Below are 19,535 nucleotides of genomic sequence, written 5' to 3' on the forward strand. Positions count from 1 at the left end.
ACCGGGACTCGGCGCCAGCTTTCAGTGACAACCCGGCGTCCCGAGTTCAGCACACCAGACAAACCTCAAGCCACACACGCTGAACCATCACTGAAAACAGAACACCGAACCACTAAAAAACCAACGCCGAGCATCAGAGAGGCTGACGACCATCGAGCGCGAATCTGGCGATCTCCGTGTTCTCGATCAGTAAGCGCACCCGCGCCCGGCCGTAAGCAACCAGCCGGTCGACTGGCGGCGCACCGGGGCCGAGCGGCGGTGGCCCGGACAGTACCCGCTCCTGCAAGCCTCGCTCGATCTCATCGAGCAGCGCCTGGAAGATCCCCGCCCGAGTGCCGAAGCGCCGAAATACGGTGCCTTTGCCCAGGCCCGACCGCTCGGCCAGGGCATCCATCGTCAGCTGGTCGGGGCCGGACTCGGCCAGCATTTGGCGGGCAGTGGCCAGGAGGTGGGCGCGATTGCGGGCCGCGTCCGCCCGCTCCGGCCGCGGCGCTCGCTCGGATGTTCCGACTGTCCTGGTCCGGGGCGGCCCTGGGCGATAGGGATGACCGGTCCGCGCTCCGGCTTGTCGGGGCGGGCCGCCTCAGCCTTCGTCGCTCTCCGGGTCCCAGTCGAGGAGCCGGACCTTCGCGACCGTCCGCACATGGCGGCGCATGGCCGCGGCGGCCCCCCGGCCGTTGCCTGCTTCGATCATCTCGAGGATGACCTTGTGCTGCGCGAACGACTTGGAGGGGCGGCCCCGTTGGCGCAGTGACTCGTGGCGGGACTCCGTGATCTGCTCGGCGATCGAGCGCATGAAGTCCGCGAGGAGCGTGCTGCGGGCTGCTGCCGTCACGGCGGCGTGGAAGCGGCGATCGCCTTCGACGCCGTGCTCGCCTCGCTCGATCTCCTGCGCCATGAAGTCGAGGGCCTCGCGGATTGCGGCGAGGTCCGCGTCCATGCGGCGTTCTGCGGCGAGTTCGGCGAGCTTGGTCTCCATGGCTTCGCGCGCTTCGAGTACGTCGGGGAGCCGGCGCCGGCGCTCCACGAGCTGCTCTACGGGCTCGGCGACGTCGAGGCTGTCGCCGACGAGGTAGGTGCCGCCGCCGTGGCGCACTTCGACGAGCCCTTGGACTTCGAGGACGACGATGCCCTGCTTGACCGAGGCGCGGGAGATGCCGAGGCGCTGGGCGAGTTCACGCTCGGGCGGGAGACGGTCGCCGGACTTGAGGCCGGACTCGGTTGCGTAGGTGCGCAGGCGGTCGATGACCTGCTCGTACAGGCGCGTGCGCCCCATGGGGCGCAGTGCTTCGGACATGGCCCACCCCCTCCCGTGGATATCCGCAGCGTAGCAGCGGAGTTGGACAAGTGGCTGAGCCAATTTGCGCGCACCCCCTTGACGAGGAGGGGCGCGCCCCCGACTCTGTGGGACACCCAATCGACCAAGTGGCTAAGCCACTTGGCCAATCCTGCACCCGGGGAGCCCCCGATGTCCGCGGAACTGATCTCGATCCTTGTCCTCGTGGTGGTCTTCGTGATCGCCACCACCCGTTCGATCAACATGGGGGCGCTGGCTTTCGCCGCAGCATTCGGCGTCGGTGAACTCGTCGCCGACCTCGACGCGGACGGCATCTTCGCCGGATTCCCGGGCGACCTCTTCGTCGTCCTGGTCGGCATCACGTATCTCTTTGCCATCGCCCGAGCCAACGGCACGACCGACTGGCTGGTGCATGCCTCCATCCGCTTGGTCGGCGGGAGAATCGCGCTGATCCCCTGGGTGATGTTCGTGATCACCGGCGCCCTCACGGCGATCGGCGCCGTCAGCCCGGCTGCGGTCGCGATCGTCGCGCCGATCGCGCTCAGCTTCGCCGCGCGCTACGGCATCAGCCCGCTCCTCATGGGCGCGATGGTGGTCCACGGCGCGCAGGGCGGTGGGTTCTCGCCCATCAGCATCTACGGCTCGATCGTCAACGGAATCGTCGAGCGTGAGAACCTCCCAGGTAATGAAGTCGCCCTTTTCCTCGCTTCTTTGGTGGCGAATCTGATCATCGCGGCCGTCGTCTTCGTCCTGTTCGGCGGCCTGAAGCTGGCCCGCCACCGCGCCGACGCCGGCAGCACCGGCGACGACAGCGACAAGGGGGCGACCGCGGAGTCCGGCGCGGCTTCGGAGTCCGGCGAGGAGACCCGCCTCACCGCGCCCCGAATCGCCACCCTCATCGCCCTGGTCGCCCTGGTCGTCGCCGTGCTCGGCTTCGACCTCGATGCCGGTCTCACCGCCGTCACCCTCGCCGTCGCACTCAGTGCCATCTGGCCGACGACCAGCCGCAAGGCCGTCGGCGAGATCGCCTGGCCGACGGTGCTCCTCATCTGCGGTGTCATCACGTACGTAGGCGTCATGGAAGAAATGGGCACCATCACGTGGGCGGGCGAGGGCGTCGGCGACATCGGCATACCTCTGCTCGCGGCGCTCCTGCTCTGCTACGTCGGCGCCATCGTCTCGGCCTTCGCCTCCTCCGTCGGCATCATGGGCGCCCTGATCCCGCTGGCCGTCCCGTTCCTCGCGCAGGGCGAGATCGGTGCCGTCGGAATGATCGCCGCGCTGGCCGTGTCGGCAACGGTCGTGGACGTCAGCCCCTTCTCCACGAACGGCGCCCTCGTGCTGGCGGCCGCGCCGGATGTCGACCGCGAGCGGTTCTTCCGGCAGTTGATGATCTACGGCGGCGTCATCGTCGCCGTGGTCCCCGCCATCGTCTGGCTGGTCCTGGTGGTCCCCGGATTCGGGTGACATGCCCGAGGAAGCCCTGCCCGCGGCCCATGGAGCCGCCCGCCGGCCGATGGTCGGCGGGCGCTTCGCGCGCCTGAGTTCCATGAATCGGAGTACGACACGTGAGTCACCGGACCACGCCCCTGTTCCCCGCCCTAGCCGAAGGATCGTCCCGGCCGGCCCTGACCTTCGGCGAGCGCACGCTCTCGTACAAGGAACTGGCCGAGTCGGCCGGCTCGCTGGCCGCACTGCTCGGCCCGGCTCCCCGAGTCGCCGTCTGGGCGACACCGACCCTGGAGACGGCGATCGGCGTGGTGGCGGCACTGCTCGCCGGCATCCCTGCCATCCCGATCAACCCCAGGGTCGGCGAGCGGGAGCTCGCCCACATCGTCAGCGACAGCGAGCCGTCGCTGGTCCTGGCCACGCAGGGTGACAAACTGCCGCTCGCGCTAGCCGAGTTGGTCCGGATCGACATCAAGGCCACGGCCACCACGGGCTACGGGCGCACTTGGCCCGAACCCGCACCCGACCATCCGGCCCTGATCGTCTACACCTCCGGCACCACCGGACCGCCCAAGGGCGCCATCCTGCCTCGTCGAGCACTGTCCAGCACCCTGGACGCCCTTCAGGACGCCTGGCAGTGGACCTCGCGGGACGTCCTCGTCCACGGGCTTCCCCTTTTCCACGTCCACGGACTGATCCTCGGCATCCTCGGCCCGCTGCGGCGCGGCGGATCGGTGCGCCACCTGGGCCGGTTCAGCACGGACGGGGTGACCAGGGAGCTGAGCGCCGGGGCCACGATGCTCTTCGGCGTACCCACGATGTATCACCGGATCGCCGAGCAACTGCCGGAAGATCCCGCACTGGCCAAGGCGCTGGCGGGAGCGCGGCTGCTCGTATCGGGGTCCGCCGCGCTACAGGCCCGCGACCACGAACGGATCCGGACCGCGACCGGGCGGGCGGTGATCGAGCGGTACGGAATGACGGAAACGCTGATGAACACCAGCGTCCGCGCGGACGGCGAACCCCGGGCGGCCACGGTCGGCGTACCGCTGCGCGGCGTCGACCTGCGCCTGGTCGACGAGAACGGCCGCGAACTCCTGGACGGCCCCGATCAGGTGGGTGAGATCCAGGTACGCGGCCCGAACCTCTTCCTCGAATACCTCAACCGGCCGGACGCCACCGCCGCCGCCTTCACCGACGACGGCTTCTTCCGTACGGGCGACATGGCGGTACGAGACCCGGACGGCTACGTACGGATCGTGGGCCGCAAGGCCACCGACCTCATCAAGAGCGGCGGCTACAAGATCGGCGCGGGAGAGATCGAGAACGTCCTCATGGAGCACCCGGCCGTACGCGACGCCGCGGTGACGGGTGAGCCCGACCCCGACCTGGGCGAGCGAATCGTGGCGTGGATCGTGCCCGGCGATTGCGAACAGCCGCCCACGGAAAAGGAACTGGCGGACCATGTGGCGACTCAGCTCGCCCCGCACAAGCGCCCGCGCACCGTCCACTACCTCGCCGAGCTGCCGCGCAACGACATGGGCAAGCTCATGAAGAGGGCCCTCCATGCCTGAGCCCAGCCCTGGGCCCCGCCGGCCCTCCGCTTCCCCCACGCCGTCCAGCCCCCGCCTCACCGCCCGCCAAGCCATCGCGCTCCTGACCACCGACTTCATCGAACTCCCCACACCTGATGGCAAGTACGAGAGCGACGGCCCTCTCAACTGGCAGGGCTACGGCGCTTCAGTCGCCCGCGCCATCGAACGCACCGGCGAGCAGGAGTCCGTGGTCTGCGGACGGGCCGTGATCGGCGGGACCCCAGCGGTGGTCATCTCGTTCGAGTTCGGCTTCCTCGGCGGCTCGCTCGGCACCCGCACCGGTGACCTCATCGAGGCCGCCCATGCGCACGCCCGCTCCCACCGCCTCCCCGTGGTCGCCCTGATCGCGACCGGCGGCAGCCGGATGCAGGAGGGGATACTCGCGCTCACCCAACTCCAACGCGTGGCACAGCAGTCGGCTCTTACGGCTTCAGTGGGCCTGCCGCAGCTGGCCGTCCTGCGGGATCCGACGACGGGCGGAGGCTGGGCGACCCTCGGCGCCGGCGCCGACATGATCGTGGCGCTGCCCGGCGCCCAGGTCGGGTTCGCCGGGTCGCGGGTGCGGCCGGCCGACGCGGATCCGGCCGCGTACACGGCCGAGGCGCAGTTCGCGTCCGGGCATGTGGACGCGGTCGTCCGGGCCGAGGACCTGCGCGCGGATGTGTCGCTACGACTGCGGTTGCTGACCTCGGCCGGGTCCGCCCTGCCCGCCCCCGTACCGGCCGCGCAGGGCGACACAACGCTCCCGGATTCCGGCTGGGACGCGGTCGAGGCGGCCCGCAGCCCCAGGCGCCCCCGGGCGCACGCCTACTTGGACGCGTACTTCACCGAGCGCACCACCGTCTCGGGCGACCGATGCGGCGGCCGCGACCCCGGCATGCTGTGCGGCTTCGGGCTGCACGGCGGGCGAACGATCGCGTACGCCGCACAGTGCGGCACCGCTACCCGCCCCTCCGGCTACCGCACCGCGGCCCGTCTCATCCGCCTCGCCGACCGGCTCGGCATTCCGGTCCTGACCCTCGTGGACACCCCGGGCGCCGCCAACGACGCGGCGGCGGAGGCGGCCGGCGCGGGCCCCGCCATCGCCGAACTCTTCACAGCCGTCGCCACGGCCCGCGTCCCCGTGACGACGCTGCTGATCGGCGAGGGCGGCTCGGGCGGGGCCCTCGCGCTCGCGGCACCCGACAACACCTGGGCCACCCCATCCAGCTACTTCTCCGTCATCGCACCCGAGCTCGCCACCGCGATCCTCAAACGCCCGGCCTCCGACCTACGGGCGACGGCGAACGAGCTGCGACTCAAGCCACAGGACTTGACGGACCTCGGTGTCGCACGAGGAATCGTTGGCGGATGACATCCCAGGACCAATTCACCCGAACAAGGGTATTTCGCGAGACGCGGCAACGCGGGCGGGGGGGGGGGGGGGCCCCCCCCGGGGGGGGCGGGGGGGGGGGGGGCGGGGGCCCCCCGCCCCCCCGGGGGGGCCCCCCCCCCCCGCCCCCCCCGCGCCCCCGCGGGGGGGCCGCCCCCCCCCCCGCCGCCCTGACCTGCTCCGCCGGTAACAACCCTCAGCGGTAGACGGGTCGTTGACCTCGGCGAGCTCGGCGAGCTCGGCGACCTGGTCGTAGCGCAGCCCGCCGACGCCGTTACGGGCGATCAGCTCGGCCGCCGCCTCAAGAATCCGGCGCCGCACCCTGGCGGTGCGCCCACCCGGACGGCGGGCCGGTTCTTGCATAGGTCCGTTCTCGAACACGGTCGTCGGCAGCTTAGACGGTGTCCTTATCCCGGCGTCGAGAGTTCGGCCACAAGGCGGCGGCACGCAGGACACACCTGATGAGACGCTGTTCGCGGCGATCACCTACGTGCTGGTCAGCGGGTGTTCCTGGCGGGCCTTGCCTCCGTGCTTCGGGGTGTCGAAGTCGACGGTGCACCGCCGGTTCATGATCTGGTCGAGAGCCGGTGTCTGGGGCCGCCTTCACGAAGCGGTGGTGCACCGCCTCGATGACGCCGGCCTCATCGACGTCTCCCGTGTGGCAAAAAAGGGGGCGAACACAAAGGTCCGAGCCCCGTGGACCGGGGCAGGCCAGGTTCCAAGATGCACGTCCTGTCGGACGCGAACGGACTGCCCCTGGTCGTCGGCATCTCCGCCGCGAACGTCCACGACAGCCTCGCCCTGAAGCCCCATGGTCGCCGCTCACCAAACGCGACACGACCCCCACCGCGGCCGGTACTTCAAGCCCCAGCGACTGCACGCGGACAAAGCCTACGACGTTCCCCACCTGCGGAAATGGTTATGGGGCAAGCACATCGGCGTCCGCATCGCACGCAAAGGCATCGAGTCCAGCGAACGACTCGGCCGACGCAGGTGGGTGATCGAGCGGACCATGTCGTGGCTGACCGGCTACCGGCGGCTCAGCCCACGCTACGAACGCCAGCCCGCCAACTACCTGGCCTTTCTCGGACTTGCCGCGGCCCTCTGCTGCTACAAACGGCTCGTCCGACTCACCACATAGGACACCGTCTTAACCTGGTCAGGACGGCATCCAGTGATCCCCCGTTATAGGGGCGTCTGTGAGAGGTGGGCGCCCAGCCGGAACCGCCCGGCTGGGCCCGCCGACGGTGTAATCCGACCAGCTGCTCCCGCAGCGCTAGATCGGCGGTGACCAAGACCGCCTTCAGCTGGTTCATGGCCTGGGTGCGCGAGGCCGATTCCGGTGGAGCGGCTCACCTTCATTGACGTACGCAATCTCCAGGGCGGCGACGGCGACCTCGTCCCCCGAGGCTGGTTCATTGCCGCACTCGACGGAGCGGGCAGACCGGTTCTCCTCGCCGCCGCCTCTCACAGCTTACGAACATCATCAGCGCGTTGGGCGCTGCACGTGCTCCGGCGGACGATCAGGGGGGGGATATCTGAGGCTGCATCCAGCTCGGGCGGTTCGTTGGGTTCGTGGCGTTTACCGGACCACCGTCTTCATCGCAGGCCGTTCTCGTCCTTCATCACGCCTCAAGAGGTTGTGTAGGCGGGCAATGCCGAGCATGGCGTGGTGAACGCCATCGCACTTGAGGCGGCAATCACGCAGGATCTTCCAGCGCTGGGGAGGCATGCGGGGCGACGAGAAGTCGGTCAGTAAGAAGCCGGGGGCGTGATGCTGCCCCCGGCCTCTTTACCTGGTCCTCAGGATAATTCCGGCGCCAATTACGGGCGCACAGCAGAGCACTATGACAACCCGGTTCACATCCAGGACGCTCATGGTCAAGGCTGCCAAGCAGCCGGCACCGATCAGCCAGTACGCCCTGTGAGGTGAGGTCACTTCTTCTTGTTCTTCCGTCCGAAGTAGATGAAGATTATGGCGAGTGCCAGGACGGAGACGCCAACCACTATGGGACGTCCGCCTTCAGGAATCCACCATCCAGCACCTTCGGAGCTCAGTAGGTACATTTCGGGGATACCTTTCATTGGCCTCAGTCTGTGTATCTGGAGAGAAGTAGATCATGACCAGGCTGCGACGGTTTTTTCTTCAGCGAAGGATCCGGCAGCCTCGCCAAGGCCCATGCAGGGCACTGCGGCGACTCCGGCTGCTACAGGTCCGAAGGCTGCCCCTGTGCCCCCAATGCATGCAGCCTCTACAGACTTGCTCACGGCGAGGCCAAAGCCAACCCCCGCTACCTTTCCCCAGTCCCCGTCAAGCCCCGCGTTCCACATCTTTCCGACGGTGGCAATATCGTTGGAGACAGAGACGGACTTGGTGAGGCCGTCCACGATCCCGCCGAAGCTCAGCGTCCCGTTCGGGTCGATGCGGTTGACGGGGTCCCCCTCGGCGTAGAGATACGGGTTCTTCTCCTGGCCGGAGGGATCCGGTGAGGTGAAGCGGCCGATGCGGGGGTCGTAGTACCGGGCCTTGAGGTGGTACAGGCCGGTGGGGTCCTGGTAGCCGCCGGCGAACCGGTAGGGCTGGGGGACCTTTTCGGTGAAGGTGCCGTCGACGCCGCGGGGGCTGTAGCGGTACTCGTTCACCTTGGCGCCGGTCTCGTCCGCGAGCGCGAGGACGGAGCCGAGTGCGTCGGTGAGGTAGTAGTACGACTTGCCCCCGGTCGTCATGGAGTTCAGGGTGCCCCCGGGCTCCCGGTTGAATCCCATGTCCCCGGTCGGGTCGGTCTTGCCGGAAAGGCCGAGCGGGCCGTTGTGCATGGTGGTGTCGCCGTAGTAGAGGCGCTCGGACTGGTCCGTGGAACCGTAGGTGCCTGAGTAGGTCTTGCCCGCGACCGTCAGCGAGGTCTGCTGCGAGTGGTCCGACCAGACACCGCCGGTGCGGGCCCGCTCGGCACCGCTGGCGCCATCGGTCTCGTTGCCCGACTTGTCGTAGCCCCACCCGGCGGTCGAGCCGGCGCGGGAGATGATCTGGGAAGCGTCGTTGTAGGTCAGGGCGATACCGGACGGGCAGCCCTTGGCCGAGCCCTGCGAGGTGAGGTTGCCGACCGCGTCGTAGCAGTACTGGTAAGACGCGGCGAGCGTGGTGCCCTTCATCTCCGTGGCGTAGGAGAAGCGGCCCGCGCTGTCGTACTCGTAGGTCTTCTTCAGCCCCATCACCCCGTCCGTGACGGTGCGGATCTTCGTGCCGTCCTTGAGCGACGTGCCGGAACCGTAGGAATACGTGTACGAGGTGTTGGTCAGTGTCCCCTTCGGTGAGGTCGCCTTGATCACCTTCGGACGGCCGGACTCGTCCAGGGTGGACTCCTGGACCGTACCTCCGGGGTAAGTGGTTTTCGTGCGCTTGTCGTTGGAGTTGTACGTGTACGTCGTAGCCTTGCCCGCCGGGTCCTTCAGCGTGGTCAGGCGGTTGGCGGCGTCGTAGGTGTAGTCGGTCAGGCCCGCCGGGTCCTTGTACGTGTCGACGTTGCCCGCAGCCGTATACGTCAGTTCGGTTTGTGAACCGTTCTGCAGGGTGCGGATCGTCTCGCGGGAGAGCGGGTCGAATTCGTACTTCATGACGCCGGTGTCATCAGTGCGCTGTGAGAGGTTGCCGTCACCGTCGTAGACGTAGGACACCGTGGTGGAGGTCGAGGAAACTTTGGTGATGCGGTCGCGGCTGTCGTAGGTGAAGACTGCCTTCACCCCGCGTCCGTCCAGCGAGGTTTCGACCCGGCCCAGCGCGTCGTAGGTGTTCGTGGTCTTGCCGAGTGGCGCGGGCGGGGTCACCTCGATCAGGTTGCCCTCGGCGTCGTACTTGAACTTGGTGACCTTGCCCCGAGCGTCGGTGGCGGTGCAGCGCTGGCCCTCGAAGCCTCCGCAGTTGGGGGTCGCCTTGTTGTAGGTGAACTTCTGCGTGCCGCCGCCAGTGCCCGAGATGGCTACCGACTCGGTGTTGCCTGCCGCGTCGTAGGTGTACGAGGACTTCTCGCCGTCGGCGTTCGTCTGGCTGTTCGGCAGGTCGCGGCCGGCGACGGTGTTGTACTTGTCGACCGCCGCTGTTGCACCCGTCGGCAGCTTGGCCGAGGTGGCGTTGTTGCGGGCGTCCCATCCGTACTCGGTCTCGTTGCCCGGGGTTGCACCCACTCCCATGGCGTCCGTGGCCGTCTGGACGTTGTGGTTCGCGTCGTAGGAGGAGGAGCGGTTGTGGCCGAGGGCGTCGATGGTCTTGGTGACGCCGCCGTCCTTGTCCAACTCGTAGGTGGTGGTGTGCGCTTCGGGGTCGGTGACCTTCGTCTTCCCGGCCTCGTAGGCATAGGTGTAGGTGGGGCCGGTGTGGCCGGTGCCGTTGAAGGCGGTGGCGCGCTGCATCGAGGTGACGCGGTTCTGGGCGTCGTAGCCGAAGTTGGTCACCCGCCCGTCCGGGGTGGTGATCCGCGTCAGGCGGCGGGAGGAGTCGTACTCGAAGGATGTGGCCCCGTTCGTGGTGTCCGTGGTCTTCACCAGGTCGCCGGCCGCGTTGAGGTCGAAGACTGCAGTGCGGCCGGTGTGGTCCTTGGCCTGCCACTGCGAGGCATCGGTCTTCACGAGATCGATGGACCGGCCGGAGCGGGTCTCCGTGAGTTTGAAACCCTTGTGCTCGGCACCTTCGTCATGCTGGGTAACGGTGATGGTGCCGTTGTTGCTGTCGGTCACCTTGGTGAGGGTGCCGTACTGGTTGTAGGTGTCCTTGGACCCCGACTTGCGGTTCGTCAGTGTGTAGGTGCCGTCCGCGTTCTTCTTCAAGTCCTGCGAGTAGCCGGCCGGCGTCATGTATGTGCCGTCGGACTTCTTCGCGAAGCGCACCGAGGCACCGGTGGCGTTGTAGAGGACGAACTCGGAGTCGGATATCTGCGCGTAGCGCTCATATCCCTGCCACCAGCGCTGGGAGACCTTGCCCCACGGGGCGTCCATCGAGTTGTACGTCCGCGACAGCTGCAGGCCCTGGCCGACGCCCGCGACGTCGAAGTCGGTGCCGGCAAGCATCAGGTTGCCGGTCGAGTAGTTGACTCGTGCGACCAGTGAGTCGGTGATGCGAAAGTCGGAGATCTTGTGCCACGGCACCGCCCCCTGCCCCTTGGGGACTTCGGCGGCCAGCGGTGCGGCTGAGGCGGACGGGGCGGCGAAGCGGGCCTTCTGCCCGGACTCCGCGCGTGCCTCCTGTGCCTTGCGCCAGGCCGCGCGCTCCTTGGACGGTGCTGCCTCAGCGACCGGGGCCACCGGGTCCGTCACGCCCACCTTCACCGGAGGGACAGGCAGCTTCCCGCTGTCCTTGCCCCACACCGAGTCCGCGGGCACCGGCGGCGGGTCCACTGGATCAGCCATCGCGGACGGCAGAGCACCGGCCCCCAGCGCCAGGACCGCGAGAGCCACAGTCAATGAGCGTCTTGCCCGGAATTGGGCATGGTTGTGCGTCAACTTCCCCCCAGGGAATATGTGTTCCGAGACGGCCAGAACGGCCACCGGTCACACACACCTTCACACACAAGATCCGCAAACTTCCTGGCACTACCCCCAAACAATTCAAACATGTGTGCGCCATGCACTGTTTCTTCCGTACCGGGGAGACGCTGCGCGGCGATAGCGCGCCGGGCCATCTGACCAGCACCTGAGCCCTGCCCCGTAGTCCACCGCCGCGCCTCGCCGACAAGCCTGGAACGATTCCCTGCGTTGAAGGCGACTTCACCCACTACACACAGACGCAAATAGCTTCTTCTCGAACTTGGTTTCAGCTTCACGGTGCGGGTACCTGCGCTGAGCGCCGCGCGCCGCCTGCCGCAAACCCTGTCGGCACAGCCGGCCCGTTGAACGGCACTGGGCGAGCGAGCGCGGTACCACTCACCTCTTGAAGGTGTGCACCTTGAAGATCAAGGCGCCCCGTGCGGCCCACCGGAACATGCTGTTCTCCACAATGGCCTGCGCCGCACTGGCAGCTGGCCTCACGGGGTGCTCCGACGTTTCCTCCGACGAGAAGAAGTCCCCCGCCACGGAGAAGCAGGCGTCCCAGGGTAAGAGTGCCGACCAGATAAGTACCCACTACCTGCCCGCCGACTCGTGAACCACCCGGCCCCCGCCTCGGCGGGGGCCTTCCACTGCCCGACCCGCCGAATCGTCCAGCGGCACAGGCGTCGACGTGGAGGCCAACCGGGACCTGACCAGAGCGCTCAACCAGCGCGGCTGAGAGGTTCTGTCGGCTTCGACTCGTGCATACGGCCTGCCCGACAAATGGCGCCACGAGCGCCGACAGCCAGTGCCCATAACAGGAGAGGAAGAGCAGCGACCCGTTCCATGCCGCCCATGCCGAGGCCGAGGTAGTGGTGGGAGAGAAACAGTCCGAAGGCGGTGATCGCTGTGACTCCCAGCAGGCTGGTGCCCCACCGCAGGGGGGTCGGTACGTGTTCTGCCAGGGCGAACCCCGCCGTGGCGAGACCAATGTTGCCCGCTGCCATGATGAGGAGGGCGCCCAGGACATGTTGGTTCTCATTGACGTCCGCAGGTGCCAACCCGGCCAGCACGAATCCCACGGCGGCACATACGAGAAGCAGGCGGGCCATGGCAGCGGCCCGTCCTCTGCGCCACAGGACACCACGGGTCAGGGCGACGCCAACAACAAGCAGCACTCCCAGGACGACGAACGAAGCATTCATCAGGCTGTGCTCGGGGGAACAGATATACCGCGGCTCAGGATCTGGCTGCAGAGCGCAGTGAGCGTTGCCTAAATCGCTGATGTTGTTCCCCGCCCAGCTATACGGTCTGGCCCAAGCCGACTCGGCAATCCAGTTGATGACGAAGAACTGCACCACGCCCACGATCCATGCCGAGTAACCGATCCGGACTCTCACTTGTCCACCTTCCGTCACGCGAATCACGTGCGGACAGCCGATCATGCGGGGCCGGACCCAGGCACTCCGACGAGCCCCCGGAGCAGGGTGGGGCAGGCCCTACTGCGGCGGGGGAATAGGAGTTCGCGGAACGAGGCTCACGACTCCGCTCATCGAGCTTCGTCGCAAGCAGCGTCATACATGTTGCACGCGATATGGTCGCTCAAACCAGCGCTGAGCTGCACAAAGTCGTTCCCGCTCGCCTCGCGCCACACGATCACCCCCCAGAGAACGCGGCAAAAGGGCGCTCTGGTGAGCTGCCGCGCGGCCGTCGGCCCTCATGGCCAGGAATACGCCAAGCGTCGTGCTACACAGCGAGCGTGGCGGGCAGGACGAGGACGGCGTGGTCGTCGTCGATGTGCATCTCGACGGATCGACCGGGTACGTACCCGTGGACCGGGCACCTGGCAGGCGGGCCCTGATCAGTCACCACGGATGGGACGGAAGAGTCATGTCACACATGCTGTTTTTCGCCAAGGGAGCGGGTCAGGGCTCTCCCCCCTTCTGGATCATCGCCATCGTTTTGATCGTCATCGTGGGAGCGGCATTTCTGGTGGCCAAGGCGCGCAGGCGATAGAGCGCGATACTCAAGGCGTCCAGCTCCAGTGGCCATCGGTCCAACTTCGATGCCAAAGGCCATCGAGACGTACGCCACAACCCGGCTCAGCTGACTGGGCGCCGGGCTGTCACAGGGGGGCCAGCCCGGAAAGCAGTCGGTCTGTATCGAAGCCCAACCAGATCCTGCACTGCGAAGTCCAGTCCCACTGTCCCACTGACACCTCCCGTGGCAGAACAACTGGCCGGCGCCGGGCCCGGGGCGTGGCCCACCAGCTCCCCGCCGGTACGACGCCATGACTACAAGCTCAGAAGCATTGGGTGCACCGGCGTTCAAGGGCTTCGGCTGCTGGGACCGGCCGTGGATCGTCCGGACCTGGTCACACCAGTGACTGGCGGGACCCGTCAGCGTATAAACTGCAGAGCCGACAACTCCCTTTGTCGGAGGTGCACTTGTCGCCGCGATCGACCGGCTCCGCAGCTCATTGGCGCAGGTCATCCGCGAGGGTGCCGGAATTTCCGGGGGGACGCATGGGGAACGACCTGCACAACCTGAACGCCGTGCTGGACGCACTTGCCCCGGCCGTGATCGGCCTGCCACCGGGAGGTACTGCCTGGCAGGACACGAAATTCACGGCGGGCGCGCCAGTGGTGGAAATCGTCGGCGACCGTGCGTCCGGCAAGACTGCTTTGATCGACGCCCTGTACGCGGGCTACCACGCGGCGGTGCCCACCGCTCGCGTCGACCTCGCCAAGGCCCCGTACTCCGCCACCGACCCGGTCGATCAGGACTGGCTGGACGTGGTCAATGCATCGCCCGTGACCCACCTGCTCTTCACCCTTTCCTACGAGTTGCACAAGACGCACGGCGGCAGGGTGATCGAGTTCCCCCGGCTCGCGCCCGCGCTGCTCGTCCTCACTGCCTGGCGGCCGGACGCGCCGGCTGAGGCGGAGCCGGGTGAGGACGAGAGCACGGGGGGCGCACCGACCCGGGCCCGGCCCGGTGTCCCGCCGTCCGGTCTCGAGGTCTGGCCCGCCCGCCTGACCGCAGCGGAAGGCGCCCTGCGCCGGCTGCTCGGCACAGGCACTCCCCCTCCCGAGCCGCAGCAGGGTGGGCCGCTCGATGTCTGGCTCGGGGCCCTGCCCGGCATCGTCGCCGGGTTCGTCCCCGGCGTGCCCGGGTTGGAGAACATCCTGCAGGCCGGCATCACCACCCTGCGCGAGCGAAGACCTGCCGCCGCCGAGTGGGAGTGGTGGCGCGAGCGCCTCGCCAAGGTCAACGGCGACGGTGTGCAGCGGCTCTTCTCCCTCGTCCGGGACTTCCGGGCGGGCGGGGCGCTCCGTACCGCTGTGGAGGCCCACCTGGTTGCCGCGCTGCTGGCCGACATAGACGGCGCGTACGGTTTCTGGGCCAGACGCAACAGACACCCCCCACTCCTGCTGCTCGACAACGTGGACGAGGTGCTGCGTGCCCGGTTTCTCGATCCCCTCGTCCGCGAGTACGGGGCGCTGAGGACCGTCGCGCACGGGCGACGGCGGCGCGGCGGCGTCATGCTGCCCGCGGTGTTCGTCACCTCCTTGGGCGACGGACGCTTCTCGCACGGCAAGCGCCTACTCCCGGCCTCCGACTCCGAGCCGTGGACCAAGCCGGAACTCTGTCCTCCCACGACATGGCTGTTGCGCCTGGGTGTGCCACGGGTGACCCGCCCCGAGATACAGCGGATGCTCAGTGGCGGCGGCGGGCCCGCAGGTCTGTCCCAAGTGGTCGAGCGGCTCAGCGGCGGGCGCACCGGCTGCGCCCTGCTGATCGCGCGTGCGGCGGCCGAGTGGCACAGCCGGGTGCACCAGCCGGAAAGGGCCGGGCCCGGGGGCCTGCTCGACCTGCCCGCGCCGGACGCCGGCGAACTGCCCCTCGGCGCCCGGCTGTTGGAGATGCTGCTGCCCGACCCGCGCGTGCGCGCCGAGTTGATCAGCCTCGGACCGGTCCTGGACGAGGAGGCGGCGGCACGGCTGGTGCTGCCCTCCGCGCCCGGTGCCATCGGAGCGCTGCGGGTACGTGAACTGCGGGACAACACCCTTGCCCTCGCACACTGGGATCATCGCCCCTGGCCGCCTGGCATGCAGGGCACGGTCGGCCCTACTCCGTTGGTTTCCGACCGCGCCCTGCGTGCGCTGCTGCTGGCCGCACTGCGGACCCGCCCCAAGGAGGACGCCCGGGACACCTCGTACCCCTGGGACCGGGTGCACAGCAGACTCGCGCACCACTACGACGCGGCCGATCTCCAGGCCGAAGACTCTGTACGGCACGTTCCCCGCCACCTCCACCACGCGCTCGCCCGCGGCCAGCTCGACACGCTCGTCGTACGGGCGATGCACCACCGCTACCGCAGGTTCCCTGCCGCCGAGTGGCTGCGTGACCTCAACCTGGTGGCGGCGGCCCCCCAGGCGCGCGAGGACCAGCACGCCGCCCCCGCCGGCCCACCGCCGGTCTGCCCCGACTGCCAAGGGGACTCGGCCGGCCTCGCCGTCGCCCGAGCTGTGCACACGGCGATACGCGAACTGCTGCGGACAGTGTGGCGGCTCTCGGACCCGCTCGCCCAGCCGCCTACCGGGTACAAGCACCCGGATGCCGACGCGGTCGGCCGAGCGCTCACGACGCTCTGTACCTACTACGAGATCCACCACGTACGGCCGGTCGCCACTTCCCTCCCGAACGCGTTCGTCGACGCCCTCGCCCGGGACGGCTGGCAGCACGCCCTGATCACCGGAGTCCAGGCACCCGACCTCCCCGTCGCGGGAAGATAGAAGGTGGTCGTGAAGCCCTTTGAGGCTGTCACCGAGCGGTACGCGAGACAGAGCCCGGCCGTGCGGAAACTCTTCTGGGTGGTGCTGGTGCTTCTGCTGGCGGCCGGTGCGACCGTGACCGTGCCGCGGCTGCTGCCCAACTCCTCTTGCGGCGTGGGTGTGGAGAAGCGGGGCGATGACGTGGAGTGCACCGGCGTCACCGACGGCGCATATCACTTCATCCCCGAGATCGGCCCGGTCTCCGACCGCATCAAGGCGGAGAACGACCGTGTCACCGGGAGCGGCGCACCCTATTCCACCATCGCGCTGATGATCCCGATGACACCCACGGAACAGGACACGGCGGCCCGCACCCAGCTCCTGCGAGAGGTCCAGGGCGCCTATCTCGCACAGTTCCGGGCCAATCAGGAAGGGGAACTCGAACCGCCCATACGGCTGGTGCTCGCCAACCCGGGCCGGGAGATGACCCGGCGCACGGAGGTCACCGACCAGCTGGCCGCCATGTCTGCCTCGGACCGGGACCGTCTGCGGGCCGTCTTCGGGTTCAATGTCAGCACCACACAGACCGAGGAGACCATCCGCCGGCTCACCGAGGTTCACCGCATCGCGGTCGTCGGCGGTCCGATCACCGCGGACAGTATCGCCAACACCAAGGCGGAACCGGACAAGTACCCGGGACTGGCGAAGATCGTCCCGTCCAACAGCGACCAGGCCCGGGCTCTCACCCACTACCTCAAGGTCAAACCGGCCGAAACCTTCCTGGTGGAGGACACCCGCGCCGACGACCTCTACGCCCGATCCCTGCGCGCGGCCTTCCGCACGGAAACCAAGGGCACCCCGTTCGCCCCCGAGGAATACCGGGCCGACCAGGCAACTCCCAACGACTTCGCCCAGATGGTCAACAACCTCTGCAACTCCCGTGCCACCACCGTCTACTTCTCCGGCCGCCCGCCCGCCCTCACGCAATTGGTGCGAGCCCTGGGCAAGCGTGGCTGCCCGGAAAAACGCTACCGGGTCGTCACCGTCTCCGGCGCCTCCACGCTCGCCCTCGACCCGAAGATGCCCTGGGAGGCGTTCACCTTCGGGGCCGGCCTCTCCGTCGAGTACGCGACCATCACCCACCAGGACGCGTGGACCGCCAGACCGCCCGCGACCGGCGGCTCCAGCACCGACTACAAGGCCCTCGAACGTCTCGTCACCGACCCCAGGCAGAGGGACGCGGTGGGCGACATCGGCCCGACCGGTCTCGCCGACGGCCGTACGATCACCACACACGACTCCGCCCTCACCGCGATCGCCGCCATCCGCAACCGGGTGGTCGGGAAAGGCCGGGTGCCCGACCAGAAGTCGATTCCGGCCGCCTGGCCGCGCCTGCACGGTCAGGCGATGGTGCGCGGGGCATCGGGCTGGATCTGCCTCAACAGCTACGGCACGCCGTACAACAAGGCCGTCGCCATAGTGAAGCTGTTACCTGCCGAGGGCCACCACATCCAGTTCGTGCGCCTGGCCTGGCCGGACGGCGCCCCGCCGAAGAAGGAGTGCACGGCGAAGGGCGACTGATGTCGAGCGGGCCTGGGAGCGGTTCGTGATCACGCGAGAGACCGCGGCCCTCGCTTGGCCGGACGGGCATGGCCGAGTGGCAGAACCGGCCCCTGGACGCGTTCCGGTTCGCCTTCCGCCACGTAGCCGTTCACCCGTTCCGCCCGTAAGCGTTCCGCACGTAAGCCGTCTGCCGCGCTCAGGAAAGTTGTCACCTGGTCGGCGGACATGAGAGCACCCATCGCGGTTAACAGATCAGCCATGAAGCGTTTCGGGGCGGTGGCCCTCCTGGTTCTGTGTGCGGCCGTGGCCGTGATGACGGCGGTCCTCCTGACGCCCTGGTGGTGGTTCGCAGCCGCGCCATTGGCCGTCGCCGCTCTGGTAGGGATCTACGACTTGACGCAACCGCGTCACTCGGTGCTGCGCAACTACCCCGTGCTTGGGCACGCGCGTTTCCTCCTGGAGGCGATCCGGCCCGAGCTCCAGCAGTACTTCGTGGAGCGCAGCTTCGACGGGCGCCCGTACGACCGGGACACCCGCAACATCGTCTACGAGCGGGCCAAGGGCGTGGACGCCGAGGAGCCCTTCGGCAGCGAGCGGGACATGTACAGCCGCGGTTACGAGTTCCTGGTGCCGTCCATGCGTCCGGTCGAGCCGCCCAAGAGCGCGCCCCGGGTGCGGGTCGGCGGGCCGGACTGCACACAGCCCTACGACATGGCGCTCCTGAACGTCTCCGCCATGAGTTTCGGGTCGCTGTCCGCCAATGCGATCCTCGCGCTCAACACGGGTGCCGCCCGCGGCGGCTTTGCCCATGACACCGGTGAGGGCGGGCTCTCCGAGTACCACCTCCGGCCCGGGGGCGACATCATTTGGGAAATCGGCACCGGCTACTTCGGCTGCCGTACGAAGGACGGGGACTTCGATCCCGAGCAGTTCCGCCAGAAGGCGGCACACGACGCGGTGAAGTGCGTCTCACTCAAACTGTCGCAGGGGGCAAAGCCCGGAATCGGCGGCGTGCTTCCCGGCGGCAAGGTCAACGCCGAGATCGCCCGGGTGCGGGGCGTTCCGCAGGGAGAGACCGTCATCTCGCCGCCCTACCACCGGGTGTTCTCCACCCCGCGGGAGCTGGTGCGGTTCGTGGCGCGGATGCGGGAGCTCGCGGATGGCAAACCAGTCGGCCTCAAGCTCTGCCCGGGATCGCGCGTGCAGTTCCTCGCCGTCTGCAAGGCGATGCTCGCCGAGAACATCACTCCGGACTTCATCGTCGTGGACGGCGCCGAGGGCGGCACCGGCGCGGCTCCCTTGGAGTTCGCCGACAACCTCGGCATGCCCCTGACCGAGGGTTTGATCACCGTGCACAACGCCCTGGTGGGTACCGGCCTGCGGGACCGTATCCGGATCGGCGCGAGCGGCAAGGTGGCCGCCGGTTCCGACATCGTCAAACGCCTGGCCATGGGCGCCGACTGGACGAACGCCGCCCGCGCCATGATGTTCGCCGTCGGGTGCATCCAGGCCCAGCGGTGCCACACCAACCGCTGTCCCACCGGCGTCACGACGCAGGACCCGCGCCGCGCCCGCGCGCTGGTCGTCGCCGACAAGTCCGAGCGGGTCCACCGCTTCCAGGAGGCGACCGTTTCCAGCGCGTTGCAGATCATGGCTGCCATGGGTGTGACGGACCCTGCTGATCTCAGCCCGCGCCTGGTGCGTCGGCGCGCCACTGACGCCGACGACTTCCGCTCGTACGCGGAGCTGTACGAATGGCTGGCCCCCGGCGCACTGACCGATAACCCACCACCCGCCTGGGCGTCGGACTGGAAGGCCGCGAACCCGGACACCTTTACGTTCTGATCCTTCTGGCCCCCTCGACCCCGGCGGCCCTCCAGTCCGCCTGGCCGGGTCGGTGAGACAACCGCCCCCTCCCCGACGCAGCGAGGACGCCTCCCCGTCGCCCGCAGAGCGTCCTTGCT

Annotated in this window: 12 protein-coding genes and 2 pseudogenes; 9 read left to right on the top strand and 5 right to left on the bottom strand. The window is 68.4% G+C overall.

The window, feature by feature from the left end; genetic code table 11:
• Positions 1–136 precede the first annotated feature (136 nt).
• A pseudogene (locus ACIQM4_RS25120) lies at positions 137–445 on the bottom strand (TetR/AcrR family transcriptional regulator); the annotation flags it as partial.
• A gap of 138 nt (positions 446–583) precedes the next feature.
• Complete coding sequence (locus tag ACIQM4_RS25125) at positions 584–1,297, bottom strand: FadR/GntR family transcriptional regulator (RefSeq protein WP_401595700.1); 714 nt, start codon at positions 1,295–1,297, stop codon at positions 584–586.
• A 171-nt stretch (positions 1,298–1,468) separates the two neighbouring features.
• On the opposite strand from ACIQM4_RS25125, the gene ACIQM4_RS25130 reads away from it, so the two are divergent.
• The 4 genes and pseudogenes from ACIQM4_RS25130 (at position 1,469) to ACIQM4_RS25145 (ending at position 6,854) form a co-directional block, all read left to right on the top strand.
• Positions 1,469–2,764, top strand: a complete 1,296-nt coding sequence (locus ACIQM4_RS25130) for an SLC13 family permease (protein ID WP_401595703.1) — start codon at positions 1,469–1,471, stop codon at positions 2,762–2,764.
• Between the two features lie 101 nt (positions 2,765–2,865).
• Positions 2,866–4,320, top strand: a complete 1,455-nt coding sequence (locus ACIQM4_RS25135; RefSeq protein WP_401595705.1) for an acyl-CoA synthetase — start codon at positions 2,866–2,868, stop codon at positions 4,318–4,320.
• A complete protein-coding gene (locus ACIQM4_RS25140) occupies positions 4,313–5,695 on the top strand; it encodes a carboxyl transferase domain-containing protein (protein ID WP_401595707.1) in 1,383 nt (460 codons plus the stop codon). The genes ACIQM4_RS25135 and ACIQM4_RS25140 overlap by 8 nt, the downstream gene beginning before the upstream one ends.
• 379 nt (positions 5,696–6,074) lie before the next feature.
• Positions 6,075–6,854: pseudogene (locus ACIQM4_RS25145) on the top strand (IS5 family transposase).
• 977 nt (positions 6,855–7,831) lie between these two features.
• Here the strand turns inward: ACIQM4_RS25145 and ACIQM4_RS25150 are convergent.
• Entirely contained in the window at positions 7,832–11,113 is a 3,282-nt protein-coding gene (locus ACIQM4_RS25150) for an RHS repeat-associated core domain-containing protein (protein WP_401596245.1), read from the bottom strand.
• A gap of 535 nt (positions 11,114–11,648) precedes the next feature.
• On the opposite strand from ACIQM4_RS25150, the gene ACIQM4_RS25155 reads away from it, so the two are divergent.
• Positions 11,649–11,846: a hypothetical protein gene (locus tag ACIQM4_RS25155; protein ID WP_401595710.1), complete on the top strand. Its 198-nt coding sequence runs from the start codon at positions 11,649–11,651 to the stop codon at positions 11,844–11,846.
• Positions 11,847–11,952: 106 nt separating this feature from the next.
• On the opposite strand, the gene ACIQM4_RS25160 is transcribed toward ACIQM4_RS25155, so the two are convergent.
• Positions 11,953–12,630 (bottom strand): DUF998 domain-containing protein, encoded by a 678-nt coding sequence (locus ACIQM4_RS25160; protein ID WP_401595712.1) that lies wholly within the window; start codon positions 12,628–12,630, stop codon positions 11,953–11,955.
• Between the two features lie 346 nt (positions 12,631–12,976).
• A complete protein-coding gene (locus ACIQM4_RS25165) occupies positions 12,977–13,102 on the bottom strand; it encodes a hypothetical protein (RefSeq protein WP_401595714.1) in 126 nt (41 codons plus the stop codon).
• Between the two features lie 18 nt (positions 13,103–13,120).
• Here ACIQM4_RS25165 and ACIQM4_RS25170 point away from each other — a divergent pair, with 18 nt between their 5' ends.
• The 4 genes from ACIQM4_RS25170 (at position 13,121) to ACIQM4_RS25185 (ending at position 19,416) form a co-directional block, all read left to right on the top strand.
• Positions 13,121–13,246 (top strand): hypothetical protein, encoded by a 126-nt coding sequence (locus ACIQM4_RS25170; RefSeq protein WP_401595717.1) that lies wholly within the window; start codon positions 13,121–13,123, stop codon positions 13,244–13,246.
• A 509-nt stretch (positions 13,247–13,755) separates the two neighbouring features.
• The gene (locus ACIQM4_RS25175; RefSeq protein WP_401595719.1) at positions 13,756–16,029 is read left to right on the top strand and encodes a hypothetical protein; all 2,274 of its coding nucleotides are present in this window, start codon (positions 13,756–13,758) and stop codon (positions 16,027–16,029) included.
• Between the two features lie 9 nt (positions 16,030–16,038).
• A complete protein-coding gene (locus ACIQM4_RS25180) occupies positions 16,039–17,589 on the top strand; it encodes an ABC transporter substrate-binding protein (RefSeq protein ID WP_401595722.1) in 1,551 nt (516 codons plus the stop codon).
• Positions 17,590–17,829: 240 nt separating this feature from the next.
• Positions 17,830–19,416, top strand: a complete 1,587-nt coding sequence (locus ACIQM4_RS25185) for an FMN-binding glutamate synthase family protein (RefSeq protein ID WP_401595725.1) — start codon at positions 17,830–17,832, stop codon at positions 19,414–19,416.
• Positions 19,417–19,535: the final 119 nt, after the last annotated feature.

The organism is Streptomyces sp. NPDC091272 (assembly GCF_044757485.1).
Taxonomy (GTDB): domain Bacteria; phylum Actinomycetota; class Actinomycetes; order Streptomycetales; family Streptomycetaceae; genus Streptomyces.

Excerpts from the sequence above, each read along its gene's own strand:
- ACIQM4_RS25170 (WP_401595717.1), top strand. The coding sequence starts at position 13,121 with ATGTCACACATGCTGTTTTTCGCCAAGGGAGCGGGTCAGGGCTCTCCC.
- ACIQM4_RS25175 (WP_401595719.1), top strand. The coding sequence starts at position 13,756 with ATGGGGAACGACCTGCACAACCTGAACGCCGTGCTGGACGCACTTGCC.
- ACIQM4_RS25185 (WP_401595725.1), top strand. The coding sequence starts at position 17,830 with ATGAAGCGTTTCGGGGCGGTGGCCCTCCTGGTTCTGTGTGCGGCCGTG.
- ACIQM4_RS25140 (WP_401595707.1), top strand. The coding sequence starts at position 4,313 with ATGCCTGAGCCCAGCCCTGGGCCCCGCCGGCCCTCCGCTTCCCCCACG.
- ACIQM4_RS25150 (WP_401596245.1), bottom strand. The coding sequence starts at position 11,113 with ATGGCTGATCCAGTGGACCCGCCGCCGGTGCCCGCGGACTCGGTGTGG.
- ACIQM4_RS25130 (WP_401595703.1), top strand. The coding sequence starts at position 1,469 with ATGTCCGCGGAACTGATCTCGATCCTTGTCCTCGTGGTGGTCTTCGTG.
- ACIQM4_RS25125 (WP_401595700.1), bottom strand. The coding sequence starts at position 1,297 with ATGTCCGAAGCACTGCGCCCCATGGGGCGCACGCGCCTGTACGAGCAG.